The 23,301-nt window shown below is 59.3% G+C and carries 18 protein-coding genes and 8 pseudogenes; 14 read left to right on the top strand and 12 right to left on the bottom strand.

Going from position 1 to position 23,301, the window contains the following annotated elements:
- Positions 1-10: 10 nt before the first annotated feature.
- Both hydA and RW095_RS04930 read right to left on the bottom strand, forming a co-directional pair.
- Positions 11-1,501, bottom strand: a complete 1,491-nt coding sequence (hydA, locus tag RW095_RS04935; protein ID WP_317014878.1) for a dihydropyrimidinase — start codon at positions 1,499-1,501, stop codon at positions 11-13.
- Complete coding sequence (locus RW095_RS04930) at positions 1,498-2,226, bottom strand: maleate cis-trans isomerase family protein (protein ID WP_317014876.1); 729 nt, start codon at positions 2,224-2,226, stop codon at positions 1,498-1,500. The genes hydA and RW095_RS04930 overlap by 4 nt, the downstream gene beginning before the upstream one ends.
- Positions 2,227-2,425: 199 nt before the next feature.
- On the opposite strand from RW095_RS04930, the gene RW095_RS04925 reads away from it, so the two are divergent.
- Together RW095_RS04925 and RW095_RS04920 are read left to right on the top strand one after the other, a co-directional pair.
- Positions 2,426-2,710, top strand: coding sequence for a hypothetical protein (locus RW095_RS04925; protein ID WP_317014875.1), 285 nt, complete (start codon positions 2,426-2,428; stop codon positions 2,708-2,710).
- A gap of 13 nt (positions 2,711-2,723) precedes the next feature.
- Positions 2,724-3,419, top strand: a complete 696-nt coding sequence (locus tag RW095_RS04920) for a GntR family transcriptional regulator (protein WP_317014874.1) — start codon at positions 2,724-2,726, stop codon at positions 3,417-3,419.
- A 139-nt stretch (positions 3,420-3,558) separates the two neighbouring features.
- Here the strand turns inward: RW095_RS04920 and RW095_RS04915 are convergent, their stop codons facing one another.
- The 5 genes and pseudogenes from RW095_RS04915 to RW095_RS04895 all read right to left on the bottom strand — a co-directional run bounded on the left by RW095_RS04915 (position 3,559) and on the right by RW095_RS04895 (position 7,020).
- Positions 3,559-3,846 carry a DUF4148 domain-containing protein gene (locus RW095_RS04915; RefSeq protein WP_317014872.1) on the bottom strand — a complete coding sequence of 96 codons (288 nt, stop codon included), beginning with the start codon at positions 3,844-3,846 and terminating at the stop codon, positions 3,559-3,561.
- A gap of 357 nt (positions 3,847-4,203) precedes the next feature.
- Positions 4,204-4,735, bottom strand: a pseudogene (locus tag RW095_RS04910) (DDE-type integrase/transposase/recombinase); the annotation flags it as partial.
- Positions 4,736-4,823: 88 nt separating this feature from the next.
- Positions 4,824-5,474 carry a tyrosine-type recombinase/integrase gene (locus RW095_RS04905; RefSeq protein WP_317014871.1) on the bottom strand — a complete coding sequence of 217 codons (651 nt, stop codon included), beginning with the start codon at positions 5,472-5,474 and terminating at the stop codon, positions 4,824-4,826.
- Positions 5,471-5,803 (bottom strand): hypothetical protein, encoded by a 333-nt coding sequence (locus RW095_RS04900; RefSeq protein WP_317014869.1) that lies wholly within the window; start codon positions 5,801-5,803, stop codon positions 5,471-5,473. The genes RW095_RS04905 and RW095_RS04900 overlap by 4 nt, the downstream gene beginning before the upstream one ends.
- A complete protein-coding gene (locus tag RW095_RS04895) occupies positions 5,794-7,020 on the bottom strand; it encodes a tyrosine-type recombinase/integrase (protein WP_317014868.1) in 1,227 nt (408 codons plus the stop codon). The genes RW095_RS04900 and RW095_RS04895 overlap by 10 nt, the downstream gene beginning before the upstream one ends.
- 152 nt (positions 7,021-7,172) lie before the next feature.
- Between RW095_RS04895 and tnpC the strand changes: the two are divergent.
- Both tnpC and RW095_RS41685 read left to right on the top strand, forming a co-directional pair.
- Positions 7,173-7,805 (top strand): annotated as a pseudogene (gene tnpC / locus RW095_RS04890) (IS66 family transposase); the annotation flags it as partial.
- A 134-nt stretch (positions 7,806-7,939) separates the two neighbouring features.
- A pseudogene (locus RW095_RS41685) lies at positions 7,940-8,208 on the top strand (IS110 family transposase); the annotation flags it as partial.
- Between the two features lie 49 nt (positions 8,209-8,257).
- Here the strand turns inward: RW095_RS41685 and RW095_RS04885 are convergent.
- The 4 genes and pseudogenes from RW095_RS04885 to RW095_RS04870 all read right to left on the bottom strand — a co-directional run.
- Positions 8,258-8,353: pseudogene (locus RW095_RS04885) on the bottom strand (IS6 family transposase); the annotation flags it as partial.
- A gap of 93 nt (positions 8,354-8,446) precedes the next feature.
- Positions 8,447-10,030, bottom strand: a complete 1,584-nt coding sequence (locus tag RW095_RS04880) for a methyl-accepting chemotaxis protein (RefSeq protein ID WP_317014866.1) — start codon at positions 10,028-10,030, stop codon at positions 8,447-8,449.
- 315 nt (positions 10,031-10,345) lie between these two features.
- Positions 10,346-11,506, bottom strand: coding sequence for an EAL domain-containing protein (locus RW095_RS04875; protein WP_317014865.1), 1,161 nt, complete (start codon positions 11,504-11,506; stop codon positions 10,346-10,348).
- A 320-nt stretch (positions 11,507-11,826) separates the two neighbouring features.
- A pseudogene (locus RW095_RS04870) lies at positions 11,827-12,153 on the bottom strand (IS110 family transposase); the annotation flags it as partial.
- Positions 12,154-12,953: 800 nt separating this feature from the next.
- On the opposite strand from RW095_RS04870, the gene RW095_RS04865 reads away from it, so the two are divergent.
- The 9 genes and pseudogenes from RW095_RS04865 to RW095_RS04815 all read left to right on the top strand — a co-directional run.
- Positions 12,954-13,400: a DUF3331 domain-containing protein gene (locus tag RW095_RS04865; RefSeq protein ID WP_317014862.1), complete on the top strand. Its 447-nt coding sequence runs from the start codon at positions 12,954-12,956 to the stop codon at positions 13,398-13,400.
- Positions 13,401-13,581: 181 nt separating this feature from the next.
- Positions 13,582-13,848, top strand: a complete 267-nt coding sequence (locus RW095_RS04860; RefSeq protein WP_317014861.1) for a hypothetical protein — start codon at positions 13,582-13,584, stop codon at positions 13,846-13,848.
- Between the two features lie 99 nt (positions 13,849-13,947).
- Entirely contained in the window at positions 13,948-14,721 is a 774-nt protein-coding gene (locus tag RW095_RS04855) for a 3-oxoacyl-ACP reductase family protein (protein WP_317014859.1), read from the top strand.
- Between the two features lie 36 nt (positions 14,722-14,757).
- The gene (locus RW095_RS04850; RefSeq protein ID WP_317014858.1) at positions 14,758-14,922 is read left to right on the top strand and encodes a hypothetical protein; all 165 of its coding nucleotides are present in this window, start codon (positions 14,758-14,760) and stop codon (positions 14,920-14,922) included.
- A 184-nt stretch (positions 14,923-15,106) separates the two neighbouring features.
- Positions 15,107-15,769, top strand: a complete 663-nt coding sequence (locus RW095_RS04845) for an IS6 family transposase (RefSeq protein WP_317014857.1) — start codon at positions 15,107-15,109, stop codon at positions 15,767-15,769.
- 928 nt (positions 15,770-16,697) lie between these two features.
- On the top strand, positions 16,698-17,606 hold the full coding sequence (locus RW095_RS04830) for an MFS transporter (protein ID WP_317014856.1): 909 nt from the start codon (positions 16,698-16,700) through the stop codon (positions 17,604-17,606).
- Positions 17,603-18,904, top strand: coding sequence for an MFS transporter (locus tag RW095_RS04825; RefSeq protein WP_317014855.1), 1,302 nt, complete (start codon positions 17,603-17,605; stop codon positions 18,902-18,904). Before RW095_RS04830 ends, RW095_RS04825 begins: the two co-directional genes overlap by 4 nt.
- A gap of 474 nt (positions 18,905-19,378) precedes the next feature.
- A pseudogene (locus tag RW095_RS04820) lies at positions 19,379-19,613 on the top strand (IS6 family transposase); the annotation flags it as partial.
- 221 nt (positions 19,614-19,834) lie between these two features.
- A pseudogene (locus tag RW095_RS04815) lies at positions 19,835-20,053 on the top strand (DDE-type integrase/transposase/recombinase); the annotation flags it as partial.
- Between the two features lie 6 nt (positions 20,054-20,059).
- Here RW095_RS04815 and RW095_RS04810 read toward each other — a convergent pair.
- Positions 20,060-20,149: pseudogene (locus tag RW095_RS04810) on the bottom strand (DDE-type integrase/transposase/recombinase); the annotation flags it as partial.
- A gap of 188 nt (positions 20,150-20,337) precedes the next feature.
- On the opposite strand from RW095_RS04810, the gene RW095_RS04805 reads away from it, so the two are divergent.
- Positions 20,338-23,262 (top strand): ATP-binding protein, encoded by a 2,925-nt coding sequence (locus RW095_RS04805; RefSeq protein ID WP_317014853.1) that lies wholly within the window; start codon positions 20,338-20,340, stop codon positions 23,260-23,262.
- The last annotated feature ends 39 nt before the right edge of the window (positions 23,263-23,301 follow it).

Below are 23,301 nucleotides of genomic sequence, written 5' to 3'. Positions count from 1 at the left end.
AAAGGCACTCCTACTCGCGATAGACGGCGGGAAAGGCAAAGCGCGGCAGGACCCGGTGAGCGTCAATGCGCGGGTTCAACGGCCGATGCGGCTGCGCCAGTTGCGGGCGCAAGGCCGGCAGGAACTCGCCGCGGCCGTGCGTGCCGTTGGGCTGCATGCCGTCCCACACTACCTCGCCGCGCGATAGCGTCAGCGCTGGCCACGCTTTCATCTGCCAACCCTCGTACGGGGTGTAGTCGACGTTGTGGTGCAACGCATCGTTGGTGAGCGTGAAGGCACGATCTGTATCCCAGATCACCAGATCGGCGTCGCCGCCGATTGCGATCGAACCCTTGCGGGGATAAAGGCCATAGAGCTTCGCGGCATTCGTTGCGGTCAATGCGACGAAGGCGTGAATGTCGATGCGTCCGTTCATCACGCCTTCGGACATCAGCAAGGCCATGCGCGTCTCGAGACCCGGTATGCCGTTGGGCACCTGATCGAAGCGCGGGTTTTCGCCGGCCACCTGCTTGCCGTGCGGACCTTCGAAGCGGAACGGCGCATGGTCGGAGGAGAGCACCTGAAACGTGCCGTTCACCAGACCGTCCCAGACGGCCTGGCGATTGGCTTCGTCGCGCGGCGGCGGACTGCAGATGCATTGATAGCCGCGAGGGCCATCTTCGAGCATGTCTTCGGTCAGCAGCAGATAGTGTGGACATGTCTCGGCGTAAACCGCGAGCCCATGTCCTTGCGCCCAGCGAATCTGTTCAATCGCTTCGCGGCCGGAGACGTGCACGATCAGCACGGGCGTGTCGACCAGTTGCGCGAGACTGATGGCGCGATGCGTCGCTTCGCGCTCGACCAGCATCGGGCGCGACAGCGCATGCCCGATCGGCGCTGTGATGCCTTGCTCCAGCAGCGCCTCGGTGAGCCACGCTATGCAATCGGCGTTTTCGGCATGAATCATCACCATGGCGCCGTGGATGCGGGCCAACGCGAGCAGTTCGATTATCTGACGGTCGTTCAGCTTGAGCGCGTCATACGTCATATAGATCTTGAACGACGTATAACCCTCTTCGATCAGTTGCGGCAGCTCCTGTGCGAGCACATGCGGGGTGGGATCGGTGACGATCAGATGGAAGGCGTAGTCGATCACCGCGCGGCCATCGGCGCGTCGGTGGTACGTGTCGATCGCCGCACGCAGCGTTTTTCCCTTCTGCTGGCACGCAAACGGAATCACCGTGGTGGTGCCGCCGCAGGCAGCGGAAACCGTGCCGCTCAGGAAGTCGTCGGCCATCACGCTGTCGTCGCCGGTCTCCTGATCCAGGTGGCAGTGGCTATCCACGCCGCCTGGAGTGACGAGGCGGCCGCCTGCATCGATCTCGCTGGCGCCCCGAGGCAGTCCGCTGCCCAGCGCGACGATGCGCCCGTCGCATACGCCGATGTCGGCGGTGAAGCGGTCGGCCGCCGTGGCGATATCCGCGTTGCGGATCACGAGGTCGAAGGCCGCCGCGTCGCTCATGCGACCTCCCGGAAAAGGCTGCCCCAGCCGGTGACGCACCGCGTATCGATGCCGCTCATCCGCAGCGCTTTCCAGACCACCGTCGAGATGGTGTCGTACACCGGAATGCCGAGTTCGGCTTCGAGCTCTTCAGCGAGCGGCGCGCCGCGCAAATTGGTGCAGAAAACCGTAATCGCGTCGGGTTTGCTCTTTGCGACTTCACGCGCCATCTCACGCAACGTCTCCGCACTGACTTGCGAAAACGAAAAGTTGTCCTGCTTGTTCAGATGACGCTCACCGACACATTCGAAGCCCGCGCTGCCATACGTCGAGATGACCTTTGCCTGCACGTCGTCGCGATAGGGCGTGACCAGACCGAAGCGACGCACGTCCGTCATGGCGAAAATCTCGTTGAGCGCGAGCACCGAGGTACAAGCGGCAATGCCGGTGCGTTCCGTGATGCTGCGGCACAGACGCTCGTCTGCCTCAAACCCAAGCCAGCCCGACGATGTCCCGTTCCAGCCGATTACGTCCAGCTTCGCGTCGGCGAGCAACGCTGCCGCGCCAAGAATTTCCTCGTCGTCGAACTGGGCCAGCGCCTGTTCGGACAGTGCGATCTGGGTCACCCGAAAGCGGCCGAAATGCGCGCTGACGTCGGGCAGGCCCGCGAGCATCGCCGAAGTGACCGGTTCGAGAACCGTGTTGGAAGACGGGGTCAACATGCCAATCAGAGTGCGTTGCGTCATGATTTCCATATCAAGGTAGCTTCTGGCGGGCCGCGCCCGGAAAAGATGCTTGCTGACTCCCACAACGCAATCTTTATGCCAACATAAAGCTACGCGTTTGTACGCAATATAGTCATTGTTGTATGCAATTCTGGATGCGCCTTCGCCAGTCGAAACGACCGCTTTCTGAGTATCTTCTCAGAGCAAACGGCGATAGATCATGGCGTACGGTGCCTATGCACGCTCGCATGAAGATGGTGCGCAGGCGCACCAACATCGAATCATTGGCACCAAACAAGGGTTGTCAATCAGCCAAAAAGTTGCCTGCTCAAGACATCTTCAGCTGTCAGGCTCCGATAGGGCGGATGAGGCAGTTGTATGCAAAAAACTGGAGTCGCCGGCCAGAACAGGGCTTCGATGCGAGCGTTTGATCAAAATTTTGTGTACAAAAACGCTCATGATTGCTCTATCATCAATCTATTCCCAGTTGCGTGAAGCCCTTTGAACGAGCCTCCTCCATGCCTGCCAGTAAAGCTGCCGCGCCCAAGGCGCCGTTTACGAACGAGGAAATCTATGGCCGCATTCAGAAGGCGGTGCTTGAGCATCGCCTTGCGCCCGGTACAAAATTGATTGAGGAGCGGCTCGCGGAAGTCTCGGGCGTCAGCCGCACCAAGATTCGCGAAGTGCTCAACAAGCTTGCGCATGAGGGGCTGGTCGAACTGGTGCCGAACCGCGGAGCCTTTATCGCCAGCCCGAGCGTCCAGCAGGCGCGAGACGTATTTATCACGCGGAGCATGATCGAGCCGGAAATGGCCAGGCTATTGAGCCGCACCGCGACGTCGGCGCAAGTGCGTGCGTTACGCAAGCACGTGCGACAGGAAAGCGACGCGCGCAAGCAGAATGACCGGCCCGCCATCATCCGGCTGTCAGGCGAGTTTCATGTGCTGATCGCGGAGATGATCGGCAACGAAATCCTCTTGCGGATGATGCGCGAACTCGCGCCGTTGACGTGTCTCGTCATCACGCTTTACGACAAGCCCAATGCGCCGGCGTGCCCGCATCACGAGCACAGTGATCTGATCGATGCAATTGAAGCTCATGACGAAGCAAAGGCTGCGGCGAGCATGCAGGCACACCTGCAGCATATCGAAGCGACACTGAACTTCGACGAGGTGAAGGACGCGTCGCCGGATATCGAAGCGATCTTTTCCTGAACCAGCACAGCTTCACGCCGTCGCACCGCGCTTTTCGGAACAACGACATGTTCGGCAATCTGTCGCCGGCGGGTGTCCAACCTCATCGATGCGGCGTTGATTGGGCCGCCGGCGGGGCCGTCAGCGCTCCAGCCTCAGGTCAATCCGACGTCGGCTCCGTTTGAGCGGCGGCCGCTGCCGCCGTTCCCGTCTCACCCGCGTGATCCGTGCCGTGCTGGATCGCGTAGATCTCACGGTTTCGCGCAATCGTGGCCTCCAACGGCGGATAGTCGCTGCTCCGCGTGGGCACCAGCCCTTCGGCCTGTGCCTGTTGCAACTGCGCCATCACTTCGGCCCGCGTCAATCCTGACGAGGTAGTTTGAGCAAAGGCATTCGCGCCGAATGGCAGGCTGAGGGCGGCAACGGCAATAGCGGTAAGCAGTTTCATGATGTCTCTCCGGATATGAGCAAGAAATGAGTAGCCTGAACCACGCTTCCCATTCTTGTCATTCGAGCTGTCGGAGCACTGACCCGCGGATTACCGTTCTGTTATCCAAGCGTCGCGACGCATCGCCGCGCCCGTCCTCTTTGCCGCATCGCGGCTGCCATAAGACCGCCAGATAACATTGCCGTAATCTAGCCGACCGCAGCCCGTAAGAGCCCGACCCTCACACTCCTGACTTATGAAGCCCGCGTTACGTGTCCTATGCACACTCATACGCCCATGCGGCACCGGCACGACGGGCGGGCGTTGTCAAGTTGGCGGCTGTAGGCCAACTATGCGGCATACGCGTAGTTATCCTTATCAGATAACTGTCTCGATTGCGGCAGAGACAGTCCAACCATGCCAATTGCCGAGGCGTTCTTTTAGTATGGCGCGATGATGTGCGGCGTTCATCTGATGTCTTGGAAGCGCGAAGTGCTGACGGATCGGCCGAAGCATGAAAAAAAGCCTGCGTGCGACGCGCATCGCGAAAGCCACACATCTGGCGTTCGCGCCTACGGGTTGGCTGGTGGCTATTCTCGGCGCGGTTGTTTACGCGTGCGGTCGCTTTGACGAAAACGTGCTCTACCTGAGCGAGCTCAGGAATATCAGCCTTCGCCGCCGGATAACTGCGCAGTTGTTCGGTAACGATTTTGCGCGGCACCGGGTTTGAACGCAGCACCCGCCGAAAGAAGCGCTTTGCCGCGGCCTTGTCGCGACGCTTTTGCACCAGCACGTCGAGTTCGGCACCATGCTCGTCGACCGCGCGCCACAACACATGACATCCTTGAGCGCCGCAAGGCGCTCTACGAGGTTGCGCGCGAACGTCATCCGCTACGATGGAAAGGTGCCACGCGGGACTGGCAGCGCGTTAATGTCGTGCATCTGAATCCCGATCGTGCTGAGCCGACCTCGACATTCGGCGACCTCGTAACCAGGAATTAAAAGCAGCCTGAATTCAAAACGTCGAGGCGACAACTAGCTGGAAAACTTCCGCACTGCGCGTACTGTGCGAAACGCCGGCTTGCTTCCTCGAGCAACTCGGGTGTCATGCGCAGATATCGCTGCGTTGATTTGATCTCGACGTGGCCCAGGTAGGTCGCTAGTCGCGGGAGTAGGCGCTGCACATCCTTGCCATCGCGATACCATGCGACTACTCGATGTACTGCTGCGGTATGCCTCAAGTCATGCAGCCGTGGCGGATGCAACTCTCCCTCGGGACACTCGATTCTAGCCATCTGGCGCAGGCGCTGAAACAGGGTAATGACTTGCGAATACGACCACCTCTGCCCGGTGCGTGACGCGAACAGGCGTGAATCATTTCCCTCGGGCATCGGCAGGCCCCGACGGCGCTCGATATGCACGGCCAGTTCCGTCGACAACCGTTGCCCAATTGGTACCAGACGACTCTTGAAGAACTTCGTGTCGCGTACGACGATGACACGGTCGATCAAGTCCACATCCAGAATGGTCAAGCGAAGCGCTTCGCCGATGCGCAAACCGCTGCCGTACAGCAGGAGAATCAATGTCCTATACATAGATGCCTGCTGCGTACTACGGTAGTTGTATAGCAGAGGCGTCGCATCGATCAAGCGGCGGAGCTCTCCGGTTGAGTACACATAGGGGTTTGGGGCGGAGGCAGAGTCGGCACGTTTGCGGGAAGCGGACATGTCTCGCTATATCCCCTGCTGATGGCAAACCGGTACAGGCCTGCAAGCACGTTGTATTTGAGCCGCCAAGTGGCTGTGAGCGGGCCTGTTCCTTGTAGAAATTCCACGACGGCATCCGGCGAGACGTCGGCAATGCCGACACTCCCCATCTGATGAGCAAACTGCCGCAACAGTCGGTCGGCAGCTTCAAATCGCAAGCCCAACGACCGTTGCATTGCGACGTATGCTGTCACCACGTCGATCAGTTCCATGACAGATCTCCCAGATCGAAGTCGCCGACTTCGCGTAGCGCGCGCATATCGACCTTGGCATAAGTCATCGTGGCAGATGCACTTTGGTGGCCGAGGTGATCACCGATCTCCTTGAAACTTAAACCCTGGTCGATAAGACGTACAGCACAAGCGTGGCGCAATGCGTGCGGGCCACAATGCTTTGCGTTGATTCCCAGCGCTTTGAACCTGTCATTGACCACGTCGAATACGGCCTGCGGGGTCAACGGCCGCTGGGGCGCATACAGTCCGAGAAATATCTCCGGCGCAGAAGTCTTTGGGCGAACAGTATCGATATAGCGAGCCAGTGCTTCGGCGACCGTCGGCAACAGCGGATAGACCTGCGGCTGCCGGCGTTTCAGGCGAAACACATGCAGCGTTCGCCCAGCCCAGTTCACCTGATCAAGGCGCAAGGCCACGACCTCCCCGCGTCGCATGCCGTAGATCGATAAGAGCATCAGAATCGCGCGGTTTCGGATGTCAGCGGGCTTGTCGGTCTCGGTAGTTGCCAGGATCCGTTGCACGTCGGTCCATCCAGGTGCACATGGAAGCGATTCCTGCGTGTAGACACGTGGCGAGCGTAGCGCCGTGGCAAGGCGTGAGTCGCATAAACCTTGCGTGGCCGCGTAACGCAAATATACTCGGAGGGCACCCGTTACGCCCCTCATCGAGACCCGCCCCCAACGCGACGCATTCTGAATGAAGTAGACGTCGATATCGTCTGGCTGCAGATCTTCAAGGCGACGATCAGAGTCAACGCACCACTGAAGAAACTGCCTGGTCTTGCTTTGCCACTGACCGACCGTGGAAGCGGTGAACCCTCGCTCATCGCGCATCCATTTGATGTAACTGTCAAGATTGCCTTGAAATGGAAGAGTGACGGCTGGCTCACGCCACCACCCGAGGAATCGTAACCACGGCCTGGCGGCTACGATCATGCGGTACGCCGTCGTGACGCCCGTATGCATTGATGCGCGCTTGCGGACGATCTCATTCAACACACTGATATCGACTCCTTCCGATGCAGTCGCGGGTAGAAGGCGAGCGATCCAGATGAGCTCATTTCTTTTTATACACAGCGACCCGGGCGTTGCACCCGACTCGGCACAGTGACGAAGATATCGCTCCCGTTCCTCCGGAAACGGCGCCTCGCGATGGCGATTACCTTCGGCCTTTGCAGGGGCTGGCTTCTTGGGCATGACAGACCTCCGAACGATGGTTGGAAGGTCACAAAGCTCCGAAATCTATGTCACGTCAATAGACGGGGAATGCGCCCGTTTCCTTGGCGACGATTGGGCGCCACCACATAAATTTGGACGCAACATAGCCGGCGAAATGTTATGCATAACATTTCGCCGGTTTCGATCAACTGTATGCGAGCGGCGAGATCCACGAAGCGGCATGCTGGGATCACGCGAGGAGGTACATCTTCGATGTTCACGCGCGCACACCGACTCCAGATACCCAGCAACTGCTCGAGATGATCGGCGAACTCTACAGCATCGAAGCCGACATCCGCGGCAAGGCGCCTGACGAGCGTCTGCGCTTCAGGCAGGAAAAGAGCAAGCCGTTGCTCGCGAAGCTCGAAGCGACGATCAGGGTGAAACTCGCGACGCTATCGACGAAGTCCGCGCTCGCAAAAGCAATCAACTACTCGCTGAACCACTGGGCGGCGCTCGTGTTCTATTGCGAGGACGGTCGAGTCGAGATCAGCAACGTGCTTGCCGAGAACGCGCTGCGCTGTGTCGCGCTCGGACGCAAAAACTATCTGTTCGTCGGCTCCGACAGCGGGGGCGAGCGAGCCGCCGCGATGTATAGCTTGATCGGGTCGGCAAAGCTCAACGGGATCAACCCGCGCGCCTATCTGGAATACGTCCTGACCCATATCGCTGGTCACAAGATCTCACGCATCGACGAATTGCTGCCCTGGAACGTGGCCGACAAACTGAAGCCGGCCACTCCGCCTACACCCTTAACCGGGTAGATCTGGATAGATTTGCGTGGATCGTGTCCACGATCGCCGATCATGGACACGATCCCCCGTGATCTATACGAATTCCACCACGACGGCACCATCATGCCTCACGCGCGCGCGAATGAAGGACTGGCCCAGCCGAGTCGCTTACGGTGGATTCGGCCGGTATCAAGTTAAACCGGCGGCCCGTCGCGCGAAGACCGACCGGCTCGACAGCGACAAGCTGCTGTCCATGCTCATGCGCTATCACACCGGCGAGCGCCGGGTGTGGGCAGTGGCACGTATCCCAACGCCTGAGCAGGAAGACGACCGGCGCCTGCATCGCGAACTCGAACGCCTGCGGCAGGAACGTACCGCGCACACCAACCGGATCCGCTCGTTGCTCGTGCTACTCAGCCTTCGGATCAGGTACGCAATTACCTGCCGCTTGACGCGCGGCGGACGGCGACACGTGTCGCACCGTCCAGTGGATGGTGAAGTCGCTTCAGGACCTTACCAAAACCCGGTGGCAACGTCGTGGGCGCCGTCTTCTCCGTTTTAGCCATCTTGGTCGTCATCCATGTTTGGACGCGAATCTTGTCTCAACACCTTAGTGCGACAAAACCGCCGCGCCACAGTACGTCTCCGCCAGATATTAACGACCGGCTCGTTCAATGCGTGTGAAACGGGAGAGTGAATACCTGCGCCGAGTCCAGTAAACCCTGCGCCTGTTCCTTCAGCGTCTGCGCCGCAGCGGCCGACTGCTGCACCAGCGTCACGTTTTGCTGCGTGTTTTGCTCAAGGTTCCCGATCACACCACGTACTTCGCCGATCTGCTGGGTCTGCGCACGGCAAGCCTGGTGCATCGCTTCCATGATGTGCGTCACGCGCCGCGATGCTTCGACAATGTTGGTGATCGTCGTGCCCGCCGCGTCGACCTGCCGCTCCCCCTCGTTAATCCGCGCGCTGCTCGCGCCGATGAGTTCCTTGATCTCCTTCGCCGCAGATGCGCTGCGCTGTGCGAGCATGCGCACCTCGCTGGCGACGACCGCGAAGCCGCGACCTTCAGTACCGGCCCGCGCCGCTTCGACTGCGGCATTCAACGACAGCAAATTAGTCTGGAATGCGATCGAATCGATGACGGAGATGATGTCTTCAATGCGGTTTGACGATTCGCTGATCGCGCGCATCGTGTTCACGACCTGACCCACCACGGTGCCACCCTGAGCTGAGGTAGCGGAAGCATGCTTTGCCAGTTCGTCGGCGTTGCCCGCGCTTTGGGCATTGGCCGCAACGCTGGAGTCGAACTCCTCGAGCGCGCCGCTCGCCTGTTCGAGCTCGGCGGCCTGCCGTTCGGTGCGCGTACTCAGGTCGGCGTTACCCAACGCGATTTGCTCCGTGGCGGCCGCGACGCCCTGCGCGGCGTCGCGCATCTGGGTGACGATTTCGGCGAGCCTTTGCTGCATGCGCGCCATCGCGGCGATCACGCTCGACGTATCGCCACGCCGCAATTCGATTCGGCGCGCGAGGTTGCCCGCGCGGATCGACTCGGCCAGCTCCACCACGTCGCCAGGCTCGGCCCCGAGGGCCTGGGTGATGTTGCGCACGGTCGCGTAGACGATGGCGATGCCAACCCCGCACGCGAGCAGCGTCAGCACGCTCATCAACCAGCGAAAATCGGTGCTGATCTTGCGCGCCTCGGCGCTTTCCTGCTGGTTGAGGTGCTCCTGATAGTCGATTAACGCGTTGATTCCGGCAAGCCATTCGACAAGCGCGGGACGCGCATCATCGAGCAGGATCTTGCGCGCGCCCTCCACGTCGCCCGCCTGCTGCAGGCTGATCACCTGCAGGATCAGCGGCAGGCTTCGCTCCCGCGCGGCGTTGACCCGTGCATAGATCGCCCGTTCCTCGGCTGTGATATCGGTACGTTCGGCATAGATCTTCGCGAGCGGGCCTGCCGATTCTTGATACTGGCTCGCGAGCGCATGAATGTGATCGATGACTGAAGGCAGTTCCGCCGCGGATACAAGCGTTACATCACGCACCGCGATAGAGCGGTCGTGAACACTTCCGCGAAAGTTGATCGCGTAACGTTCCTTTACGCCGTTCACGTCGATGATGTCGTCGAGCCGCGCCCGAACCATCTCGACCCGGCTGATCGCGATGATCGTCAGCGCGACGAGCGCAATGAGAACCACGCCGAACCCTGCGATCAACCGCGCCCGAATGCTCAATGTCTTCTTGTTTGTGTTCATGGGTTCCCCGTGTGCTGACGTAGCCTTGACTTGTCTGGGCCGTTGCGGGCCAAGCAACCCTGCGCGGCGCGCCGTCTCTGTTCAGGTCTAATAATAACAACAAAAAGCCCTTTTGATAATCTTTTTATATTGCAATACCTTCGTTAATTGACTTTGACTATCCTATTTCGCAGCTGTACGGCGGTTTTCTGCCGTTGCTTTGTCACTCGGACAGGGTTCCTGGATCTTCGTCGAATCGTTCATACCGGCGTCCGGCAGGCCGTTCGGCTCTCGCGGCCGTTCCAGATTGTCTTGCGGTGCCACGCAATCAGACGTTCAACGTAGGACAGACTCGACGGCCTCCGGCTTGCCATAAAGCCAGCCTTGGGCGAGTTCGATACTGCAACCCTGCAATGCGGCATGCTGATTTTCTCTTTCCACGCCTTCGGCGAGCACCAGGCAACCCAGCTTGCAGAGCCGCTCTGCTGACTCACGAATCGCGGCCATAAAGTGCGAGCCTTTGTCGGCGTTGCGTATCACCGTGATGCAAAGTTTGACGATGTCCGGCCGCAACAGGCGGACGGTGTCGAAGTCGGCAAACCCGCATCCTGTGTCATCCAAAGCCAGCCGAATCCCCAAGGTGCGCAAACGATTGACCACTTCCACAAAACCCTCTGCTTCGTTAAGGGGCAGGTGCTCAGTGAGTTCGATCATCACTTCCGGTCTACCGGCTAACGCCAGCTTGTCCGCCGCGAGGGTCAAGGCATCCGGGCCCAAATTGATGGTCAGGAAGGCGTCTGGCGGTAATTTGTCTTTCGTGCGCTCGAGAGCCAGTTCGGCACACAACAATTCCGCATCCACGGTACGCCCGGCGGCGCAGGCCGCATCAAATAACCTATCCGGGCGTTCAAGAGGTGAGCCCTCCGGACCTCGGGAAAGGGCCTCGAAGCCAACCACCGCACGATCGCTGACGCGCACGATCGGCTGCAGATATGTCTGTATGCAGCGGTCCGTCAGAATCGCTGTCACGTCGGTAGAAGATCCTGCCTGGTCCGCAACGTGACGTTGGGGTTGAGACCTCAACTGGTCTTCGGTCCATTGAGTCCAGCATGCCTTTACATCCCGCTCGCCTGTTTCGGGGGACATGAGGAATACGGACAAGTCGGCGGTTATGCGAGCGCCCGTCGCGCCGCCGAATACAGCCAGCAGTGACTCACGGATCAGGTTGCGCCCTGCGTGCTCTATGGCCTCCGCCACTTCCCTGGCATCTCGCGGTAGGCCGTCCGAAAGGACACGAAAGCATGCCGCCCATCTTCTATCGGCAGCAGAACCATATTGGTCAATCACTGCATGTTGAGCCAGCAAACGCGTGAGCAAGTCATCTGCTGCTTCGCCAAAATCGGCCATCGCCTGGCGGGCTGCTTCGTCACCGAAGATTTCAGACAGTTGCACGCTCTCCACAATGTTCACGCTCAGGACGCCAATGATCCCGGTCATTTGCGACAACCCCGATCGCCGCGGCACGTACACTTCAGCGACTTCATTTGCATGTATCAAACCATTTTCTGGATTTGGCGAGTATCCAATCCGTTACCTGCATGGCCTGTACGATCCGGATTCGGTAAATCTGCTGTGTGTTGCGTCAGACGACTGTTTCGGGCAAAGGGCAGAGGACGAAGTGGATCTGGGAATCATTTGCATCCCGTTTCTGTTTTGAATCCTGCTGCTGCACCAAACTTGAAGAGTGTGCCTTCACCAACATGACATGAGCCGGTCGTCGAGATGGCATCTTTGTCATGTCTGCCCCGACCGTCAAAAAGCAGCTTGTCGCTGTCGAGCCGGTCGGTCTTCGCGCGACGGGCCCGCCAGTTTACCTCGATACTGGCCGAATCCACCATGAGATTGGCGGCCGGCCTCATAACAGCTGTAGACGGGTGTGTCGGCGGTGAGGTGGCAGCGCGCCTTGGCGATGGCGGTGAGGACCGCCGTGGTATCACCTGCGGCGACCGTAAACCGGCTGGGCGCGCGCTGGCCACCACCCAGTGAGAGAGCTTCCAGTTCTTCTCGCCCAGTCCAAATGCCATGTACAGCCGGCCACCCACCGTCGTATTCTGCCCATGAAGGGCTGTGTAAGTCGCATCCATTTTGCGCGCTCCTTCCGAGAAAACAAGTCTGGAAATCCCGTTTAACTCCCGCGGGCTTTCCCTCCCATAGCGTCTAGTGCGCCGCGTGTACATGCCAAACTCTGCGCGCACGGGTTCGCCATCCGCTGCTCCTCTGTCTGCAACAACAAATAGCACTGCTTCACACCGCTTAACTTGTCCGCGACAACGTCGTGCGGAGACAATCACTCCAGTCAAAAGAATCACTACTTCGCGACAGTGCCGGACTGATTGCCCCTCAACTCGCGTCGAATATCTTGAATTGGCGTGAAAAACGGGGACGGGGCTTCGCTGTTGGTTTAGCCAACCGCAATTGTCTCAATGTTGACGATGCGCCTGTTCTTGGAAAGCAGTTGATCAATGCAGTCCCCGCACAGGCGGTAGCACAGCAAAGCAGCTTTACGCAGGCAGTGTGCAAGACATACGCCGCCCCGCGGGTAACGTAGTACATCCGTATGGAACCGCAACGGCGCCAGGTGGATTGTCCAGTCGGAGGTCTTAACGAACAGGTCTCGCAGGCTCCAGCTTTATGCTGGAAACCTGACGAAACGGTTTCACTCGAAGTTGCGTCAAACACTGGCCATGACGTTCATACAATCGTGACCATTCCGAAGCCAAGCCGCATGACATTCAGGCACGCGGGACAGACGCTGTTCGACGGTAGTGCAACGCGTTGCATCACGCAGGGCCGCGGCAGCGTGTAGGTGCAACGTGCATTTACAGTGCGGCATGCTTCATCTGCCTTTCTATCTCGTCGGACGCATCTTCAAGGAGCCACAATCATGAATCCTGGTAGCGCCAAAGCTGACCCCTGGCCGACGATTCTCGACTTGTTGACCCGATGTAGCGCGTGCGGAAATGCGGAGAGCCATGCGTCGCCCACTACAAAGATGATCAGCGCACACGGATCTCAAGGCTACACCGGAAGGCGGTACGGTCCGGCCTCTTTGGATACGCCAGGTTTCCAGGCTTGTGTGACGATTAACGTGCGTGAACTGACGGAATCGTCCGCGACCATTGGGTGGTACGACCCGACGTGTTGCCGCTATGAGGACCAGCACTGGTGTCGCTTCAAGGCGCGACACGGAGGTGTTTGTGCCATGACCGGTGCCCAGATCGCGGTCGGCGCCGACGTCTTTCATCCGGCTCGCATCCGCGGAGTCGCGGCCAATGCCGACGCAATGATTCTCACGCATGCGCTGCAATGTGCTGCTCCCGAGGCCGAGTGAGATGACAAATGAAAGCTACTTTATGGAGTGAAGCTTCAGCGGGAGTGCGGGCAGAAACATCGCAGGATTCTTCGTCTTTGACATCTGGCGCTCAGATCGACGTAGATATCACATCTTGCCCAGTCTCTCCGCTTGGCTGGTGTTTTGTTGGGCGCTGATCGAGCTGCCTGTGGAACTTTGGGTGTCCAAAACATGGCGAGAAGCTGTGGCGTTGTGGTGCGCCAAACTATTACTTTTTGCGGTGGTGCTGGCGATGACACGCGGCGCTGCGTGGGCAACTGCCGTTTTTCCTGGTATCTGTGCGACAAGTGTGCTGGGGATGACGCCGATGCTGCCCACCGAGTTTCATTTCTCTCCAGTTGCTGCTACTTTATCGACCGGTGATGTCCTGATCAAGCTCTGTGCATTGCTTATGGCCGTTTTGGGACCATCAATGCGTGGGCGCTAGGCGCGTCGGAGTGCAATTCTCGCCCGAAGTTTGCGCTCGCCCATGCTTCCCGCCTGCCGATGTACGAGGCAAGCGTAGCCGATCTGAAACGAGCAGAGAATGCAATTGAAAGGAGCAAACGTGACTTTTTCTGATGGACAACTGGCTGGCAAGGTGGCGCTCGTGACCGGGGGCTCGCGCGGGATAGGCGCGGCCATCGCAAGACGGCTCGCAAGCGATGGCGCGGCCGTGTCGATAACGTATTCGAACTCGAGTGCCGACGCGGATCACGTCATCGAGGACATCGAACGCGCCGGGGGACGGGGCGTGGCAATTCGCGCGGATTGTGCCGACGCGGAAGCGGTAAAAACCGCGGTCGGATCGACCTCGAAACGCTTCGGGGGACTGGATATTCTGGTGAACAACGCCGCGATGTTCCGCCGCGGCCTGATCGACGACTTCCCGCTGGAAGATATCGACCGGATGCTGGCCATCAACGTCAGGAGCCTGCTTGTCGCCATTCAGGAATCGCTGCGCTTCATGGAAAGAGGCGGGAGGATCATCAATATCGGCAGCATCAGCAGCGACTACATGCCGATTCCGGGTGTGTCCGTCTACGCCGCGACGAAAGGTGCGGTAACCAGCATGACGCGCGCGCTGGCAAGGGATCTTGGCACGCGGGAAATTACGATCAATAACGTGCAGCCCGGACGGATCGACACGGCGATGAATCCGGCCGACGGTCCGATGGCCGACCAGATCCGGGGCTCAATTGCACTGGGCCGGTACGGATCAGGCGACGATATTGCGGGACTTGTCGCCTGGCTGGCAAGCCCCGATGCGGCGTTCATAACGGGCACCAGTCTGAAGGTCGATGGGGGCACAAGTGCTTGACCGAGGGCCGCGGGCCCAGGGACGGCACTCCGTATCGTGAACGAATCACGCGGCATTGCCTTTGCCGTGCAACTCGCGGGTATTCAACGTGCCACGATATTCTTTGCTGGTTTGACGATCGCACCGGTGCTGGTTGCCTTGTCCCTGATACTTCGCCGCGACGACCGGATGATTGGGGTGACCGGTGCAGTCAATGATTGACGATCGAAATGGCAATTTGAGGCGACGAGGTTAATTGGAGCATTTCGCCCCGCATCCATCAGGGACGGGGTTCTGTCGCAATAATTATGTCGCGGTAAAGTTCGGGCTGCACTAACTTTGCTTCGGCACACGATGAAGAAGATCGCGAGACCACGCGGCCCTTGCTGCAGGCATTGCCAAGCTTTTGAAGCGGCTTCATTATCCGCTGGATGTGATGCTGCTGTGCGTGCGATCGTATGTGGCCTATTCGTTCAGTCTTCGGAATCTCGAGGAGATGATGGCTGAGCGCGCCATCGGCGTCGACCATTCGACCGTGCATAGGTGGGTGATCAAACTGTTACCGTTGTTCGAAAAAATGTTCCGCAAGCACAAACGCCCGGTGGCCAAGAGCTGGCGCATGGATGAAAATATCAAGGTCAAAGGCTCGCGAAGTATCTTTATCGCGCAGTGGAAAGGCCGGCAACACCATCGATTTTCTGTTCAGAGCCAAGTGGACAAGGCTGCTGCCTGGCGTTTTTTTGAAAAGGCAATTGGTCAGATCGGTTTACCCGAGACGGTGACCATCGACAAAAGCGGTTCCAATCTGGCGGCGCTTCATGCGGTGAACGCCGGGCGCGAGACGCCCAGCAAAGTTCGGCAGGTCAAGTATTTGAACAAAGAGGTGGAACAGGACCATCGGACCACCAAACGTCGCACCGGACCGATGCTCGGGTTCAAGGACTTTCACTGCGCGCGTGTCATTCTGAGCGGCATCGAAGTCATGCACGTAATCAAGAAAGGACAGGTGAAGGACCTTGGCAAAGTCCCACTGTCCGCCGCGCAGCAGTTCTACTCGATCGTTTCATAAGCGATACATAGCAATCGAGTTTGCTCGTCCATCCTGCCCTACTGGGACAAAACCTCCTCCATTGCACCCGGCTTAAGGATGGTCGCCGTCCAGGCGTGAAGATGACAGGGCGCGCACCGACGCACGCGTGTGAACACTACGGCGCACCGTTACTTTGGCATCAGCACCACGTCGACACCGTTACCTCATCTTCGGTCACGCCGCACGTCGGCAAGCGGACATCCTTTCGCCTGAGTGATACGCAGCCAGCGGAACCATTACCGGCGACACAAAGATGGTTGAAGTCTCCGGGGCATTCGGTGTTCTTGATACGGAAAAAAGGCTCGGCTCGCGGGACTAAAAGTCTTGAACCCCAGCATGGGCCGCGTGCGTCGCTTGATCGCCCGATGGGCCTGGTCGGGTAGCCGTACCGCATTGCTGCGGTACGGCTCCCTAAGGTAGGGTTGAGAACTGGCGCGCGCACGGTAGGCTCCGGTGGTCTCCCCACCGCTTTCGCGGTGGACCTCAGTCCGGCTACCATAGTCACGTTTACAGCTCCCGCCACGTCGAACGCAGCTTGCCGATTTCCGGCACTACGCCGGTCTATCCGCCGCCGGTCTGGGTCCGTTTCATTGAGCATGCGATTCGTTTTGTCGACCCAAATCATATCGCACCGATGATCCAACAGAACCGCTTATACCCCCGTATAAGCAAGTTATGCTAACGGGGCATTGGCATATCCCACCGTAGAGTAGATTCGCGCTTCGGGAAAACCTACTCTTCTCGCGACGAAGGACCACTTGGCGGAACGGCGGCGGATATCGCGGTTACTGCGGCGGCTGTCCAGTCGGCAACTTCATCAAGCCACGCGACTACCTGACAGCGATGGAATGGGTTCCCAAAGGGTTGGAGACAAATGAAGACCGGTAGATATCGCTATGCCGTCTCCTTGCTGCTGTTCATCGCCGGCGCCATTAATTACATGGACCGCGCGGCACTCGGCGGCGTCGCGCCGATCATCAGCAAGGAACTGAGCCTCTCGCCTTTGGAACTGGAGATCGTGTTCAGCAGCTTCTTCTTCGACTATTCCATCTTTGCGCTCGTCGGTGGCCACCAACTGGTTTCCGCGTCACGAGACCTCGACGATGATCGGCTTCGCGTTCTCCGGTCAAACCGTTGGGAGCGCGCGATCGCCGGGCCGATTGTCGGGCTGATCGCGGTTGCGTACGGATGGCGCACCTCATTCGTGATCATCGCTGCGCTCAGGCTCGTTGCATGGCGTTTGTTGGCGACCGACAGGCCGGCCGAGAGCCGTTGCGTCCGCGCAATGGAACGCGAGATGATCGAAGCGAGCCGCAGCGCGATTCATCCCGCAGAAGCCGGCAACGACAGCATGCCCCTGCGCAGCTATCTGATGCGTCCGAGCACGTTCGCGCTCGGCGTCGGACTGTTCGCGGTCAACTACACGCTGTTTGTGTTCATCTCGTGGATGCCGAGCTACTTCAACCAACGCCCTCCATCTCGACATCAAGCCGACGAGCGTCCTGAGCGCAGTAGCGTGGGCGTGTGGCGGCATCGGCTACTATGGCGGCGGCCTGACCGCCGACGCCTTCTTCGAGCGCATGAGGGACAAGCTGCTCGCTCGCGTCGGCTACGTCAGATGCTGGTGGCGCGCCGCTGCATGAAAGCGGCCCAGACAGGCGGTCCAGTCAAACGTTTCGATTTGCTGCAGGAAAAGGCGCATGATCGGGAAGTTCTATCAGACGATGGACTCACTTTCGATTATCGCTTATTAATATTGGTCTCCTACATTCGGTTCATTAGACGGATAAGATGCGATAGCAAGGAGCCCGAATGAGCAGACAAATAGATTTGTCGGCAGCGTACGCCCAGCCGAAGACGTCAGTGCGCTGGAAAATCTTTCTGGTCATGCTGCTGCTCGTGACGGTGAACTATATCGACCGAGCCTCCCTATCGGTCGCGATGCCGCTGCTCACGAAGGAATTCTCGCTGTCGCCCGTGATGCAGGGCTTTATTCTCAGTTCGTTCTTCTGGTCGTACACGCTGATGCAGATCCCAGGCGGCCAACTCGTCGATCGCTTCAAACCGCGTGCCGTCCTTGCGCTTTGTACGCTGTTCTGGGGCGGCTTTCAGGCGCTGGCGGCCATTGCGACCAGCTCGGCGGGTCTGCTGATGACGCGGATCGGTCTCGGCGTTGCCGAGGCCCCCGTTGCCTCGGCCGGCGGCGCGCTCAACGCCGCATGGCTTACGCAACACGAGCGCGTACGCGGCGCTTCGCTGATGGATGGCGGCTCGCCGCTCGGTGCGGCATTTGGTTCGGTACTGATCGCATGGCTGATTCTGGTCATGCACTCGTGGCGCTCCGCGTTCGCGATCGCTGGCATCGGCACGATCCTGTGCGGCATGGTTGCATGGCGGTATATCAGGAATCAGCCGCGCGAGCATGCGGGCGTCAACGAGGCGGAAGCGCTCCATATTGAGCGAGCTCAGGCGCTGGAGCATGCCAAGGAGGCCAAGGAGCTGTCAGGCCGATCGATTGATTTCTTCAGGTTCCGGTCGGTGTGGTTGATGTTTTTCGGCTTCATGTGCTGCACGACACTTTATTACGGGCTCCTTACCTGGATGCCGACCTATCTGCACAAGGTCCATGGTTTCGACCTGCAGAAAATGGGCAATGCGAGCTTTCTGATATTTCTGTGCGGCTTCGTCGGCGAAGTGGTGGGCGGCTTTATCGCCGACAAATGGCTTGCGAGCGGTGCAGCGCCCAACCTGGTGATGCGCGTCATGTTCGGCATTGCCGGGGTGGTGGCCACGATCTCGGTGTTTTGCGTGGCCTATGCGACTAGTCCAAGGATGGTTGTCATCCTGCTGTCGGCGACCTTGTTCTTCCTGCGCTGGGGTGGGCTGTACTGGTCGATTCCGGCGATGCTCGCTACGCGCAACAAGGTCGGGGCGCTCGGCGGCTTGCTGAATTTCGGCGGAAACCTCGGCGGGATGGCGATTCCGATCGTGGTCGGCGCAATCGTTCAATACACCGGCTCATATTTCCTCGCGTTGATGTGCTTCGCCGCGATGGGGGCGGGTCTCCTGGTGTGTTCGATTGGCATCGACTACGAACGCAAGATTCCGGTGTGAGTATGAATTTCGCACTCCATCAATTCAACAGGACTGCACGCAATGGCATTCAAGTCCATTGAAGACATCATCGGTCAGACCGTTCGGCGGGATATCAGTCGCATGGTGGGTTTTGCGCAGGGCGGTTAGGAACACGTGGCGCGTTCAACCATGTCGCCGGGCCGACAGTACCCCTGCGATTCGTCCGGACGAAAGGGGGCAAGGTTAGAGTAGTCGGCGCTCGCCGCACCCGGGACGGTGACTGGAAGACCGTGCCATGGGGCGAACGCGGGGAGACGCCCAGCACTCCCCCATGTTCCTCCTCTATCAAAACTCGCCGCCTGACGTTGCCGGCCATCAACCGCTCGAAGACCAGACTTGACCGTGTCTCACGGTAACTCTGACCCACCCCTTATCTTCAAGTCCAAACGCTATGAAGGATTCTGGTGCAAATAGGCTCGGCGAATCGGTTAAAGTATTCAGCCCAACGATCTGGTGGTCGGTGATGAGCAGCGGAAAGGCCTAGGGGCGTTGTTTGATGGGCGACATTCTGATCGGGAGATCATCATTCTCTGCGTGCGCTGGTAGCTTCGCTACAAGCTCAGCCTGCGCGATCTGGTCGAGATGATGGCCGAGCGTAGTTTGTCGCTGGTGCACACCACGATTGTGCGTTGGGTGAAGCGCTTTACGCCGGAGTTCGTCAAGCGCTGGAATCGTTTTGGCATACCCACAGGAAATGTGATGCTCGGCTTCAAACGGTTCAGGAATGCCGCAGCCACGATTTCAGGCATCGAATTGATCATCGCATTGAACTTCTCCACGTTCAGGCTCAAAGATACCGCTGCGTCCGCTGTCTGGAATGCCGTCCTGTTCAATGGATAAGGTATCGATATCTAGAGGAAGTATCTCTGCCAGACAAGCCATTGCACCAGAACCCACTACGCCATGCCGAAGCGCGACCTGGCCGCGGCCAAAGCCTTTTTCAGCAAGGCAATCAAACATCAGGGACAGCCGCCGGAGACGATCACGCTCAATGGATATGCCGCCTTACACCGGGCGGTGCGTGAGATGAAGGCAGATGGCCTGCTGCTTGAGGACACGAAGATCCGGTCCTCGAAGTACCTGAACAATCTGATCGAACAGGACCATCGAAGCATCAAGTCCAGAACCCCTGAACATGAAATCCACCGTCTGGCCGGCTCGATCTACCGCACGGTACAGATGAACCCATTTGCCACGAATTTTCAGGTGGGTTTCGTCAACACGCTTGCCCTGGACGACCCCGAACCGCACAAATTCGCCGCGTTGTCGCAGCAAGTGAAGACGCTCGTTTCGTAATTTATCGCGCTCTTTTCCGCCATACGCAAGCGCCGCCGTCGTTCGACGACTCACGTCCTTACGCATGCTGGAGGTGCGCATTTTCCTTTCAAGCCACAATCAGGAAAGAAAGCAAAATGTCTACTTCAACGCAGGTCTCATCGACGCGGAGCGCCGTGCTTGACTCGGCGCACGTTGACGACATCAGGGTCGCATTATTCGGGCCGTTTCGCCTGCTTGCTGCGGAACGACTTCTTTATCAGGGGGACGTTGCTCTTCGATTGGGCAGTCGCGCGCTCGAGATCCTGATCGTGCTGGTCGAACGTGCGGGCGAAGTCGTCAGCAAGCGTGACCTGATAGCGCGCGTCTGGCCGGACGTCGTCGTTGACGAGAGCAGTCTTCGGGTGCAATTGGTCAGCCTTCGCAAGGCGCTTGGCGACGGGCAGGCCGGCGCGAGGTATGTGACCAATGTCCCGGGCAGAGGCTACTGTTTTGTCGCTCCAGTTTCGCGTGTCGCCACGCCAGGGCGGCTTCGGGCCATAACAGAACAACCCGTCGCGGCCTCGAAGCCTGTTTCCGGCTATGACACCCAGCTTCCCGCCCAACTGACGCGCATGGTCGGTCGCGAAGATGCCGTCCGGACCATTTCAAGCCAGCTTGACGGCCAGCGCTTCGTCAGCATCGTGGGGCCAGGCGGCATGGGTAAAACCACCGTCGCTGTATCTGTGAGCCATGTCTTTGTTGCGGAATTCGAGGTTCCGGCATGCTTCGTCGACCTCGGCGCGCTTACCACACCGGAACTCGTCGCCGCCACGGTTGCGTCGGCACTTGGCGTCGTGGTTCAGTCCTCCAACCCGCTGCCGAGCCTTATGGCTTTTCTCCAACACAGGCGGCTACTACTCGTCCTAGATTGTTGCGAGCATGTGGTGGAGGCAACAGCCACGCTGGCGGAACGCATCTTCAGGGACGCTCCGGAGGTGCATATCCTCGCGACAAGCCGGGAGAAGCTGCGTGTCGAGGGAGAGCACGTCCATCGGTTGATGCCGCTGGAGAGCCCACCCGACGAAGAAGGGCTGACGGCCGGGAAGGCACTGGCATACTCGGCTGTGCAGCTTTTCGTGGAGCGGGCGGCCGCGGGCGACAATGGCTTCGAGCTGAGCGACGGGGATGCCTCCATCGTCGCCGACATCTGCCGCAAGCTCGACGGCATCGCTCTGGCAATCGAACTTGTGGCCGGCCGCGTCGATGCGTACGGTATTCGTGGAACCGCGGAATTCCTCAATAACCGCTTCGGGTTGCTCTGGCGGAGCCGACGCACGGCGCTGCCCCGTCATCAGACGCTGAACGCGATGCTCGACTGGAGCTACCGCCTGCTCACCGCCTTCGAGCAAACCATCCTTTGCCGGCTTTCCCTATTCGTTGGCACGTTTTCCCTTGACGCGGCGCGGTCAATCGCGGCGGATGTTGATGTCGACGAAGCCCGGGTCGTGGATGCCGTGGGCGGTCTCGTTGCGAAGTCGCTTGCGTCGGCGGAGAAAGCGGGTGACGCGACGATGCGTTACCGGCTACTCGACACCACGCGCGCGTACGTTACCTCGAAACTCGCGGAAAGTGGTGAAATGGACGCGGCCGCACGACGTCACGCGATCTATTTCTGCGAATTTCTCGAAGGTGCTAACGCCGCTGATGGCCATGGCCTGGTGGAGTGCGCCCAGCAGCTTGGAAATGTGCGCGCGGCTCTGGACTGGAGTTTCTCGGACCGCGGGGACCCCTGCGTCGGCACTGCGCTGGTCGCCGCGTCGGCTCCCCTGTTCCTCCAGCTCTCACTGCTGAGCGAGTGTCGGCGCTGGACGGAGCGCGCCCTGGCCCTAATCGAATCTGCCAGTCGCGGGAGCCGTCGAGAGATGGAATTGCAGGCATCGCTCGGGCTGTCGTCGATGTTCACCACGGGCAACCGTGAGGAGGTCCGCTCAGCATTGACTCGTGGACTCGAACTCGCGGAATCGCTCCATGAGCCGTACCATCAACTCAGGCTGCTTGGCGGTCTCAACATCTTTCTGACACGGATCGGAGATTTCAGGGGCGCGCTGAAGGTCGCGCAGCAGAGCGAGATCGTGGCCAAGGCACTGGCCGTTCCGGCCGCCGCCGCATTGACAGACTGTATGCTGGGCGTGGCGCATCACCTCATCGGGAACCAGGCGAGCGCCAGAGCACACTGCGAAACTGCGGTGGTTCGCGCGATCGCGTCCCACCGCATTAACATGATCCAGTTCGGCTGCGATCACCGTATCCGTGCGCTGGTCGCTCTGGCACGAACGTTATGGCTTCAGGGCTACCCGGACCAGGCCGTGAAGGTTGCACGTCAAACGATCCACGAGGCTGACGAGTTCAAGCATCCCGTCAGCCTCTCCAGCGCACTGATCTGGACCTCGTCCGTGTTCATCTGGAGCGGAGACTGGACGACGGCGGAAGCCATCATCGAGCGGCTGGTCGCTCACACCGCACGGCATTCGCTCGGGCCATGTCAGGCTGTAAGCCTGGGTCTGACGGGTGAATTGTCGATCAGGCGCGGCAATGCGCAATGCGGTGTCCAGTTGCTCCGCTGGTGTCTGGAGGAACTGTATGCCGGGCGCCATCACATCCTTACTCCAGTTTTGGCGAGCGCCTTGGCGGAAGGTTTGATGGTGCTGGGAAACATCAAGGACGCTGTCGCCACAATCGATTACGCGCTGGCGAGGGTCGCGGAGAACGGTGGATCGAGCGAGACGCCCGAGATTCTGCGCATCAAGGGACGGATCCTCGCTTCAGCGCCGCGGTCAGATCCGTCGGAAGTCAAGGACTGGCTTTTACGCTCGCTCGAATCGGCGCGCCAGCAATCAGCTCTGGGCTGGGAACTGCGAACAGCAACGACGCTCGCACGTTTGCTGTCCGATCAAGAACGCCGAACGGAAGCGCATGACCTGCTTGCCGGAGTCTATGGCCGGTTTACCGAAGGATTCGGCACGTCCGATCTCAAGAAAGCGAGGCGCCTTCTAGATGATCTAAGTCGCACTGTCGATTGACCGTCAAGCGAGGCGCCCAGTCAGTCCTTTGCAACGGGC

The organism is Paraburkholderia kirstenboschensis, from assembly GCF_032806925.1.
Lineage (GTDB): Bacteria > Pseudomonadota > Gammaproteobacteria > Burkholderiales > Burkholderiaceae > Paraburkholderia > Paraburkholderia kirstenboschensis.
This window is presented reverse-complemented; position numbering and strand designations above follow the sequence as displayed.

Bases quoted from the DNA above. Each gene is read 5' to 3' on its own strand.
- RW095_RS04825 (WP_317014855.1), top strand. From the start codon at position 17,603: ATGAGCAGACAAATAGATTTGTCGGCAGCGTACGCCCAGCCGAAGACG.
- RW095_RS04895 (WP_317014868.1), bottom strand. From the start codon at position 7,020: ATGCCCAAGAAGCCAGCCCCTGCAAAGGCCGAAGGTAATCGCCATCGC.
- RW095_RS04805 (WP_317014853.1), top strand. From the start codon at position 20,338: ATGTCTACTTCAACGCAGGTCTCATCGACGCGGAGCGCCGTGCTTGAC.
- RW095_RS04875 (WP_317014865.1), bottom strand. From the start codon at position 11,506: ATGACCGGGATCATTGGCGTCCTGAGCGTGAACATTGTGGAGAGCGTG.
- RW095_RS04865 (WP_317014862.1), top strand. From the start codon at position 12,954: ATGAATCCTGGTAGCGCCAAAGCTGACCCCTGGCCGACGATTCTCGAC.
- RW095_RS04925 (WP_317014875.1), top strand. From the start codon at position 2,426: ATGGCGTACGGTGCCTATGCACGCTCGCATGAAGATGGTGCGCAGGCG.
- RW095_RS04915 (WP_317014872.1), bottom strand. From the start codon at position 3,846: ATGAAACTGCTTACCGCTATTGCCGTTGCCGCCCTCAGCCTGCCATTC.
- RW095_RS04900 (WP_317014869.1), bottom strand. From the start codon at position 5,803: ATGGAACTGATCGACGTGGTGACAGCATACGTCGCAATGCAACGGTCG.
- RW095_RS04930 (WP_317014876.1), bottom strand. From the start codon at position 2,226: ATGACGCAACGCACTCTGATTGGCATGTTGACCCCGTCTTCCAACACG.
- RW095_RS04855 (WP_317014859.1), top strand. From the start codon at position 13,948: ATGCAATTGAAAGGAGCAAACGTGACTTTTTCTGATGGACAACTGGCT.
- RW095_RS04920 (WP_317014874.1), top strand. From the start codon at position 2,724: ATGCCTGCCAGTAAAGCTGCCGCGCCCAAGGCGCCGTTTACGAACGAG.
- RW095_RS04880 (WP_317014866.1), bottom strand. From the start codon at position 10,030: ATGAACACAAACAAGAAGACATTGAGCATTCGGGCGCGGTTGATCGCA.
- hydA (WP_317014878.1), bottom strand. From the start codon at position 1,501: ATGAGCGACGCGGCGGCCTTCGACCTCGTGATCCGCAACGCGGATATC.